Source organism: Paenibacillus sp. Paensp38 (genome assembly GCF_059491915.1).
The window spans coordinates 4,926,846-4,937,500 of sequence record NZ_CP168516.1 but is presented as its reverse complement, the minus strand read 5'-3'; the positions used below and the strand labels follow the sequence as shown (position 1 = coordinate 4,937,500).

Here is a 10,655-nt window from a genome sequence, read left to right as displayed (position 1 = left end):
ACTCTAAGCAGACTGCCGGTGACAAACCGGAGGAAGGTGGGGATGACGTCAAATCATCATGCCCCTTATGACCTGGGCTACACACGTACTACAATGGCCGGTACAACGGGAAGCGAAGCCGCGAGGTGGAGCCAATCCTAGAAAAGCCGGTCTCAGTTCGGATTGTAGGCTGCAACTCGCCTACATGAAGTCGGAATTGCTAGTAATCGCGGATCAGCATGCCGCGGTGAATACGTTCCCGGGTCTTGTACACACCGCCCGTCACACCACGAGAGTTTACAACACCCGAAGTCGGTGGGGTAACCCGCAAGGGAGCCAGCCGCCGAAGGTGGGGTAGATGATTGGGGTGAAGTCGTAACAAGGTAGCCGTATCGGAAGGTGCGGCTGGATCACCTCCTTTCTATGGAGAATCGTTTCCTGCGATGGAAACATTCAAATTAGCAGGTATAACGTACCTGCGACCGGATATTCAATTCGGTTCATCACATTCGTGTGAATGAAATGAATATCCTGAACTTACTCACTCGTTGCTCAGTTTTGAGAGCTCAAACTCTCAAAAAAAGCTGGTTGTTTACAGCTTTGCACCTTGAAAACTGGATACCGAAACGAAATTGCGTTTTAGAATATTCCTTTAAGCTGATCTTGTGTAAACAAGTGAAATAAAGGTAGCAGATAAGGAAAGATCTTTTGCCTTTGGCAAAAATCATTCTTTATCGAACATCGACATTTTCTTTTATCAAAGAAAAGTCTAGGTTAAGCTACAAAGAGCACACGGAGGATGCCTAGGCGCCAGGAGCCGACGAAGGACGTGGCGAACAACGATAAGGCCTCGGGGAGCTGTAAGCAAGCTTTGATCCGGGGATGTCCGAATGGGGAAACCCGGCTGTCTTCATCGACAGTCACTTTCTGCTGAATACATAGGCAGAATAGAGGCAGACCAGGGGAACTGAAACATCTAAGTACCCTGAGGAAGAGAAAACAATAGTGATTCCGTCAGTAGCGGCGAGCGAACGCGGATTAGCCCAAACCAAGGAGCTTGCTCCTTGGGGTTGTGGGACGTCTCACATGGAGTTACAAAGGAACCGGTTAGATGAAGAGGTCTGGAAAGGCCCGCCAGAGAAGGTAAAAGCCCTGTAGTTCAAAACTTGTTCTCTCCGAGACGGATCCCGAGTAGTGCGGGGCACGTGAAACCCCGTATGAATCCGGCAGGACCATCTGCCAAGGCTAAATACTCCCTGGCGACCGATAGTGAAGCAGTACCGTGAGGGAAAGGTGAAAAGCACCCCGGAAGGGGAGTGAAATAGATCCTGAAACCGTGTGCTTACAAGAAGTCAGAGCCCGATCTATGGGTGATGGCGTGCCTTTTGTAGAATGAACCGGCGAGTTACGTTCCCGTGCAAGGTTAAGGTGAAGAGCTGAAGCCGCAGCGAAAGCGAGTCTGAATAGGGCGATCTTTAGTACGTGGACGTAGACCCGAAACCGGGTGATCTACCCCTGTCCAGGGTGAAGGTGCGGTAACACGCACTGGAGGCCCGAACCCACGCATGTTGAAAAATGCGGGGATGAGGTGGGGGTAGCGGAGAAATTCCAATCGAACCCGGAGATAGCTGGTTCTCCCCGAAATAGCTTTAGGGCTAGCCTCGGAAAGAAGAATCGTGGAGGTAGAGCACTGATTGGGTGCGGGGCCCGCAAGGGTTACCAAGCTCAGTCAAACTCCGAATGCCATAGATTTAGTTCCGGGAGTCAGACAGTGAGTGCTAAGATCCATTGTCGAAAGGGAAACAGCCCAGACCATCAGCTAAGGTCCCCAAGTGTGTGTTAAGTGGGAAAGGATGTGGAGTTGCACAGACAACCAGGATGTTGGCTTAGAAGCAGCCACCATTGAAAGAGTGCGTAATAGCTCACTGGTCGAGTGACTCTGCGCCGAAAATGTAACGGGGCTAAACACACCACCGAAGCTATGGCTTGATGCTTTGCATCAGGGGTAGGGGAGCGTTGAATGCGGGTTGAAGGTGTACCGTAAGGAGCGCTGGACTGCATTCAAGTGAGAATGCCGGTATGAGTAACGAAAAGATCTGTGAGAATCAGATCCGCCGAAAGCCTAAGGGTTCCTGAGGAAGGTTCGTCCGCTCAGGGTAAGTCGGGACCTAAGGCGAGGCCGATAGGCGTAGTCGAAGGACAACAGGTCGAAATTCCTGTACCACCGTAATCCGTTATGAGCGATGGGGTGACGCAGTAGGGTAGTGACGCGGACTGATGGATGTCCGTCTAAGCAGTGAGGCTGGTGTGTAGGCAAATCCGCACATCGTTAAGGCTGGGCTGTGATGGGGAGCGAAAATTATAGTAGCGAAGGTCATGATCTCAGACTGCCAAGAAAAGCCTCTAGCCAGGAGAAGGTGCCCGTACCGCAAACCGACACAGGTAGGCGAGAAGAGAATTCTAAGGCGCGCGGAAGAACTCTCGTTAAGGAACTCGGCAAAATGACCCCGTAACTTCGGGAGAAGGGGTGCCTCGGTAGGGTGAATAGCCCGAGGGGGCCGCAGTGAAAAGGCCCAAGCGACTGTTTAGCAAAAACACAGGTCTGTGCGAAGCCGCAAGGCGAAGTATACGGGCTGACGCCTGCCCGGTGCTGGAAGGTTAAGGGGAGTGGTAAGCCTTCGGGCGAAGCTATGAACCGAAGCCCCAGTAAACGGCGGCCGTAACTATAACGGTCCTAAGGTAGCGAAATTCCTTGTCAGGTAAATTCTGACCCGCACGAATGGCGTAACGACTTGGGCGCTGTCTCAACGAGAGATCCGGTGAAATTTTAATACCTGTGAAGATGCAGGTTACCCGCGACAAGACGGAAAGACCCCATGGAGCTTTACTGCAGCTTGATATTGAATTTGGGTACGATCTGTACAGGATAGGTGGGAGCCGTAGAACTTTGAGCGCCAGCTTGAAGGGAGGCATCCTTGGGATACCACCCTGATCGTATCTAGGTTCTAACTTGGTACCGTAATCCGGTGCGAGGACAGTGTCAGGTGGGCAGTTTGACTGGGGCGGTCGCCTCCTAAAGAGTAACGGAGGCGCCCCAAGGTTCCCTCAGAATGGTTGGAAATCATTCGAAGAGTGCAAAGGCAGAAGGGAGCTTGACTGCGAGACCTACAAGTCGAGCAGGGACGAAAGTCGGGCTTAGTGATCCGGTGGTACCGCATGGAAGGGCCATCGCTCAACGGATAAAAGCTACCCTGGGGATAACAGGCTTATCTCCCCCAAGAGTCCACATCGACGGGGAGGTTTGGCACCTCGATGTCGGCTCATCGCATCCTGGGGCTGAAGTAGGTCCCAAGGGTTGGGCTGTTCGCCCATTAAAGCGGTACGCGAGCTGGGTTCAGAACGTCGTGAGACAGTTCGGTCCCTATCTGTCGTGGGCGTAGGAAATTTGAGAGGAGCTGTCCTTAGTACGAGAGGACCGGGATGGACGTACCGCTGGTGTACCAGTTGTTCCGCCAGGAGCACCGCTGGGTAGCTATGTACGGAAGGGATAAGCGCTGAAAGCATCTAAGCGTGAAGCCCCCCTCAAGATGAGATTTCCCAGTATGTAAGACCCCTTGAAGACGACGAGGTAGATAGGTTGGGGGTGGAAGTGCAGTAATGCATGGAGCTGACCAATACTAATCGGTCGAGGGCTTATCCTAAAATAAAACGCAATGAGTTTCGGATCCAGTTTTCAGGGTGTAAGTTTTGTATTGTATAAGCACAAGTGGCTTATATGGAACAAGCGAACACACAGCATTTGGCGATGCTGATTCCTGAAAAAGAATTTGCTCAGCAGATTCATGTTTGGTGGCGATAGCGGAGGGGTTCCACACGTACCCATCCCGAACACGACCGTTAAGCCCTCCAGCGCCGATGGTACTTGGACCGCAGGGTCCTGGGAGAGTAGGACGTCGCCAAGCAACAAGTAAAGAGGACCATGATCTCATTGAGATCATGGTCCTCTTTGGTATATTAGGGTACAAACCACTTGTATAATTGCTTCTATGCTGCGCATTCAAAGAAGAGATACGCTCTTGTGAATAGCTATTACTCTTAAAAACGCTTTTTTTTAAAGGTTGTCCTCCGTAGGAGTACAGTTGTTTGTACAGGGAAATACTAAAGGTTAGGGCTATTGTTGAAGGCTTGACACCCCTATACCGCTTTGCTAAGATTGCAATAATATATTTTCAGAGAGCCTTGATTTGTCCATGTCGGACAGACAACAAGACCAATACAGACTAAACAATTTGAAGGAGGATCATCTTGGTGTGGGAAGATAAATTCGGTAAGGAAGGCCTTACCTTTGACGATGTTTTGCTGGTACCTCGCAAGTCGGTGGTTCTGCCCAAAGAAGTAAGCGTGGCGACTCGTTTGAGTGATAACGTAAAGCTGAATATTCCTTTGATGAGTGCTGGTATGGATACTGTTACTGAGGCAGTGTTGGCAATCGCGATGGCTCGTGAGGGCGGTATCGGTATTATTCATAAAAATATGTCGATTGAACAGCAAGCGGTAGAGGTGGATCGGGTTAAACGTTCTGAGAGCGGTGTTATCACCAATCCATTCTCATTGACTCCGGATCATTTGGTATCTGATGCTGAAGCAGTTATGGGTAAATACCGTATTTCTGGTGTACCTGTTGTAAACGAAGAAAACAAACTGGTGGGTATTATTACTAACCGTGATCTTCGCTTTATTCACGATTTTAACCTTAAAATCAGTGAAGTCATGACGAAGGAAGAACTGGTAACTGCACCTGTAGGTACGACTTTACAGGAAGCGGAAGTCATTTTGCAAAAGCATAAGATTGAAAAGCTCCCTTTGGTCGATGATGAAAATTATCTCAAAGGTCTTATCACCATTAAAGATATTGAGAAAGCTATTCAATTTCCGAACGCAGCGAAAGATGCACAAGGTCGTCTTCTGGTCGGTGCGGCTGTTGGTATTTCCAAGGATACATTTGATCGGACTGAAGCACTTGTAAAAGCGGGTGTGGATATGATTGTTGTGGACTCTGCTCACGGCCATCATATTAACATCATTGAAGCGGTCCGCAAGCTGCGTGAAGCTTATCCTGATCTGACGATTGTAGCAGGTAATGTAGCTACTGGAGACGGAACGCGCGAATTGATTGAAGCAGGAGCATCGGTCGTAAAAGTCGGTATTGGTCCAGGCTCCATCTGTACAACACGCGTAATCGCAGGGATAGGTGTTCCACAAGTAACAGCAATTTATGATTGTGCAACAGTAGCACGTGAATATAATATTCCGATTATTGCAGACGGCGGTATTAAATACTCCGGTGAAATTACAAAGGCCATTGCGGCAGGCGCTTCTGCGGTAATGCTGGGAAGTCTTTTTGCAGGTACGGAAGAAAGCCCGGGCGAATCTGAAATTTATCAAGGACGCCGCTTTAAAGTATATCGTGGTATGGGCTCTATGGCTGCGATGAAGCAAGGTAGTAAAGATCGTTATTTCCAAGATGACGACAAGAAATTGGTACCGGAAGGCATTGAAGGACGCGTTGCTTATAAAGGACCACTTTCCGACACTGTCCATCAGCTGTTGGGCGGTCTTCGTTCCGGTATGGGTTATTGCGGTACAGCTAATATTGAGGAGCTTCGTAACGATACAAGCTTTATCCGTATTACAGGTGCTGGTCTGCGTGAGAGCCATCCGCATGATGTGCAAATTACGAAAGAAGCACCAAACTACTCTCTATAAAGTTCGGCTGTAGTAGACTTGACGACAGGCAGAGCGTATTTCGCTCTGCCTGTCTTTTTTTAGAGATACCCCTGTGATAGAATAGACAAGTGTCCGCCTTTATGACGAAATTATTGACGAATTAGGGCACGTAGGTCTTTTGGACGATTCCTACCAGTAAAGAAGATTCGAGCAGAAAATGCTCATGACAGGATACAACTAAGAAAACGAAATAAAACGAAATGGAACTGGATTTTAACACTAAAACATTAATTACATTGGCCAAGTAGAGGCTGTAACCACCGTCTCGTTGTACATAACGGATCGGGTTGAGGTACGAGAGGAGTTTGTATTCATTTGAAAGCGAACAATTTAAAGCAAAATACAAAACGCAGCATGATTAAAAAGAGCGTGACTGCAGTCATGGTGCTCAATATGATGTATATGTCGGCATTGCCTGTTGTAGGCAATTTCGATCCGAGCGTGGCTACTTTTGCAGCTGGAGCGGCAACACAGGCAACCAATATTACGGGGACAGGTTCTATTAACCCCCCTAGTCTGGCACTACGTTCTGCCATTTTGATCGAGCCTTCCACGGGGCAAGTATTGCTGTCTATGAATCCAGATGAGCCACTTCCACCAGCAAGTATGACTAAAATGATGACAGAATACATCGTGGCTGAACAGGTTAAGCAAGGCAAACTCAAGTGGACGGATAAGGTTACGGTTAACGAGAATGCTTCTAAGAGCATTGGATCACGTATTTTTTTGGCTCAAGGGGATCAACATACGGTAGAAGAGCTTTATATTGCCATGGCGGTAGGTTCTGCTAATGATGCAACAGTAGCCCTTGCTGAACGCGTATCCGGAACTGAGCAGGATTTTGTAAAACTAATGAATGAAACAGCTCAGAAAATGGGCATGAAAAATACGTATTTTATCAACTCGACTGGTTTGGACCGTGGTGATATGCCGAAAGGCTTCCAGCCGGATACAGACCGGGAAACGGTGATGACAGCGAGAGATGCAGCTACTCTGGCTGGTTACATCATTAAAGATCATCCGGATTACACACGATTCACGACAATTCAATCTTACAAATTCCGTCCTACTGACAAGGCGCCGATTATTAACTATAACTGGATGCTGGAAGCAAACAAAAATATTACTAACTTTAGAAAGTTTGCTTACCCAGGTTTAGACGGGATGAAAACAGGCCATACGGCCAATGCTGGCAACTGTTTTACAGGAACCGCTGAACGCAATGGAATGCGTCTCATCAGTGTAGTTATGGGAGCTGATTCAGATGCACACCGTTTTACAGAGACAGCTAAAGTGCTGAACTATGGTTTTGATAATTTTGAAGTGAAGCAGGTTATTGCCCCAAAGACGGTGGTTAAGGGTGTTGAGAATGTGCCAGTGACCAAAGGTACGGAAACAGAAGTGCCGATCGTTACAAAAGATGCAGTAAGTTTTATCGTACCCAAGGGTGCGAGCAATCCCAAGGTAACCTTTACAACGAACATTACACCAGCAAGCTCTCTTGTAGCACCTTTGAAGCAAGGGGCCAAAGTCGGAACCATTACGTACACGTACAAGACAGACGGTGTGGATAAAGGGCAGACGAAAACCGTTGATCTGGTTACTACGACAGCAGTAGAAGAGGGCGGCTGGTTCCGAATGCTTTTCCGGGCAATCGGTGATTTCTTCGGAGATCTGTTCCAAGGAATTAAGAATCTCTTCTAAATAAGCAAAGCTAAGCGACCTACCTTGTTTTTCATTACTTATTTTGCAGCTTGAAATGATTGTGTATTTGGCATTGGTGCGGTAAAATATTTAGTTAGAATCTAAACGTAACCCTTACAGGAGGCAACGACATGGAAACGGGAACTTCGCGTGTAAAAAGAGGTATGGCAGAGATGCAAAAAGGTGGCGTAATCATGGATGTCATGAACGCTGAGCAGGCTAAAATTGCAGAGGCAGCAGGAGCTACAGCTGTAATGGCTCTTGAACGGGTACCTTCGGATATCCGTGCAGCTGGTGGGGTTGCTCGTATGGCTGACCCAACGATTGTGGAAGAAGTTATGAAGGTTGTTTCTATTCCTGTTATGGCTAAGGCTCGCATCGGTCACTTTGTAGAGGCAAAGGTACTGGAATCTCTCGGTGTTGACTATCTCGATGAGAGCGAAGTATTGACACCTGCGGATGAAGTTTTCCATATTGATAAGCGGGAGTTCACCGTTCCATTTGTTTGTGGAGCCAAGGATCTGGGAGAAGCGCTGCGTCGCATTGGTGAGGGTGCATCTATGATCCGTACGAAGGGTGAACCGGGAACTGGGAATATTGTTGAGGCCGTTCGTCATATGCGTTTTATCAATGGTCAAATTCGCAAGGTGCAAAACTTGTCGAAGGACGAGCTGTATGCAGAAGCGAAAAACCTCGGTGTTGCATATGAACTGCTGTTAGAAGTGCATGAGCTTGGCAAGCTGCCAGTGGTTAACTTTGCAGCGGGTGGTGTAGCAACACCTGCTGATGCCGCGTTAATGATGCATTTAGGCGCTGATGGCGTCTTTGTAGGTTCTGGTATTTTCAAGTCGGATAGCCCTGAGAAGTTTGCACGGGCAATCGTGGAAGCGACCACTCATTATACGGATTACAAGCTGATCGCAGAAGTCTCCAAGAATTTGGGGACTCCTATGAAAGGCATTGAAATTTCCAAACTGGCACCGCATGAGCGCATGCAGGATCGTGGTTGGTAAGAAAGAAGGGACCGGCATGAAAATAGGTGTATTGTCGCTGCAAGGCGCTGTAGCTGAACATATACGAAGCGTTGAACGTGCGGGTGCGGAAGGTATAGCGGTGAAGAAGATCGAACAGCTCGATGAGCTGTCCGGTCTTATCATTCCCGGTGGTGAAAGTACCACTATCGGTAAGCTAATGCGCAAGTATGACTTTATAGAGGCTATACGTCAGTTTTCCAATCAAGGCAAGCCTGTATTTGGCACTTGCGCAGGATTGATTGTACTGGCTAAAACGATTCAAGGACAGGAAGAAGCACATTTGGGACTCATGGATATTACAGTATCGCGTAATGCATTTGGTCGCCAAAGAGAGAGCTTTGAAACAGACTTGAACATTAAAGGGATTGAGGAACCGGTTCGTGCCGTATTTATACGCGCACCATTAATACAGTCTGTTGGAACGGGAGTAGATGTGCTGTCTGAGTATAACGGCGAGATCGTGGCAGCCCGTCAGGGTCATTTGCTGGCTTCATCCTTCCATCCGGAGTTAACAGACGATTACCGGTTACATCAATATTTTGTGGATATGGTCCGCGAATAGTGAAAGTCAGGTTTGTAGTGTAGGAGGGATTACCTGTGTTAGATATAAAGATTTTACGTAATGAGCTTGGTAGGGTTGAGAAAGCTTTGCAGAACAGGGGGAAATCTCTGGATCTGATTAATGGTTTTACAGATCTGGATGTAAGCCGTCGTGAGTTACTTCAGGAAAGTGAAGGGCTCAAAAATCGTCGGAACGTGGTATCCGGTGAAGTAGCCAAGTTGAAGAAGAATAAGGAAAATGCGGATGATCTTATTGCAGAAATGCGTCAAGTCTCCGATCGTATCAAAGAATTAGATGAGCAAGTACGCGAACTGGAAGTTCAGATCGACGAACTGGTGATGTCTATTCCGAATATTCCCAATGGAACAGTACCTGTTGGCGCATCGGAAGAGGATAATGTAGAAATCCGTCGCTGGTCGGAGCCGCGCGAGTTTTCCTTTAAACCCAAAGCGCATTGGGAGTTGGCTCAGGATCTAGATATTCTTGATTTTGAAGCAGCAGCCAAGGTAACGGGTTCTCGTTTTACGTTCTACAAAGGACTGGGAGCAAGACTAGAGCGTGCGCTGATTAACTTTATGATGGATCTGCACAGCAGTGAGCATGGTTATGAAGAAATGCTTCCTCCATACATCGTAAATCGGGACAGCTTGTACGGAACGGGCCAACTTCCGAAGTTTGAAGAAGATTTGTTCAAGCTGCGTGATACGGAGTATTATCTCATTCCTACGGCTGAAGTTCCGGTAACGAACTACCACCGTGAAGAGATCATGAATGCGGAACAGCTTCCGAAATATTATGTGGCATACAGCTCTTGCTTTCGCTCGGAGGCAGGATCAGCGGGACGTGATACACGTGGCCTGATCCGTCAGCATCAGTTCAATAAGGTAGAGATGCTTAAGCTGGTTCACCCGGATACCTCTTATGAAGAATTGGAGAAAATGACGAATAACGCTGAGCGTGTTCTACAACTGCTCGGACTTCCATATCGCGTGCTGGCACTTTGCACTGGAGATATGGGCTTTACGTCTGCCAAAACGTACGATCTGGAAGTATGGTTGCCTGAGAGTGGCATGTACCGCGAGATTTCTTCTTGTTCAAACACAGAAGACTTCCAAGCGCGTCGTGCGAACATCCGGTTTCGTCCAGATTCGAAGGCGAAGCCTGAATTTGTACATACGCTGAACGGTTCAGGATTGGCTGTAGGGCGGACTGTGGCTGCTATTTTGGAGAACTATCAGCAAGAGGATGGAAGCATCGTGATCCCAGAAGTACTGCGTTCATATATGCGAGGCATTGAGGTTATTGCTCCTAAACAGTAAGTATTGCATTCTTAGAAATCCTGTGGTAAAATAATTTTGTTGCGCCTGAGTATGTTTAAAAGGGAAGCAGCTTTATCCATTTACCACCTGGAGAGGTACCGAAGCGGTCATAACGGGGCGGTCTTGAAAACCGTTAGAGTGCAAGCTCACATGGGTTCGAATCCCATCCTCTCCGCCATATTCTAAATAAACCAAGCCATTCAAATACGATAGCTGGTACATTGGCCTTTAGATGCTAATGATCAGGAATCGTGGAGAATGGTTTTTTTG

The 10,655-nt window shown here is 47.8% G+C and carries 5 protein-coding genes, 1 tRNA gene and 3 rRNA genes (1 of these 9 only partly in view); all 9 read left to right on the top strand.

From position 1 onward, the window contains the following. A 16S ribosomal RNA gene (locus ACEN8J_RS21905) occupies positions 1-400 on the top strand (it extends 1,156 nt beyond the left edge of the window). Positions 401-751: 351 nt separating this feature from the next. Then, positions 752-3,680, top strand: a 23S ribosomal RNA gene (locus ACEN8J_RS21900). Positions 3,681-3,824: 144 nt separating this feature from the next. After that, positions 3,825-3,941 (top strand): 5S ribosomal RNA (gene rrf / locus ACEN8J_RS21895). The 16S, 23S and 5S rRNA genes sit together here, the layout of an rRNA operon. A gap of 346 nt (positions 3,942-4,287) precedes the next feature. Further along, the gene (gene guaB, locus ACEN8J_RS21890; RefSeq protein ID WP_013308172.1) at positions 4,288-5,745 is read left to right on the top strand and encodes an IMP dehydrogenase; all 1,458 of its coding nucleotides are present in this window, start codon (positions 4,288-4,290) and stop codon (positions 5,743-5,745) included. 336 nt (positions 5,746-6,081) lie between these two features. Then, positions 6,082-7,470: a D-alanyl-D-alanine carboxypeptidase family protein gene (locus ACEN8J_RS21885; protein ID WP_029514963.1), complete on the top strand. Its 1,389-nt coding sequence runs from the start codon at positions 6,082-6,084 to the stop codon at positions 7,468-7,470. A 131-nt stretch (positions 7,471-7,601) separates the two neighbouring features. Beyond that, on the top strand, positions 7,602-8,483 hold the full coding sequence (gene pdxS / locus ACEN8J_RS21880) for a pyridoxal 5'-phosphate synthase lyase subunit PdxS (protein WP_025720037.1): 882 nt from the start codon (positions 7,602-7,604) through the stop codon (positions 8,481-8,483). A gap of 16 nt (positions 8,484-8,499) precedes the next feature. After that, positions 8,500-9,066 carry a pyridoxal 5'-phosphate synthase glutaminase subunit PdxT gene (gene pdxT, locus ACEN8J_RS21875; protein ID WP_029514961.1) on the top strand — a complete coding sequence of 189 codons (567 nt, stop codon included), beginning with the start codon at positions 8,500-8,502 and terminating at the stop codon, positions 9,064-9,066. 35 nt (positions 9,067-9,101) lie between these two features. Next, on the top strand, positions 9,102-10,385 hold the full coding sequence (gene serS / locus ACEN8J_RS21870; protein ID WP_029514960.1) for a serine--tRNA ligase: 1,284 nt from the start codon (positions 9,102-9,104) through the stop codon (positions 10,383-10,385). A gap of 89 nt (positions 10,386-10,474) precedes the next feature. After that, a tRNA-Ser gene (locus ACEN8J_RS21865) sits at positions 10,475-10,563 on the top strand. The last annotated feature ends 92 nt before the right edge of the window (positions 10,564-10,655 follow it).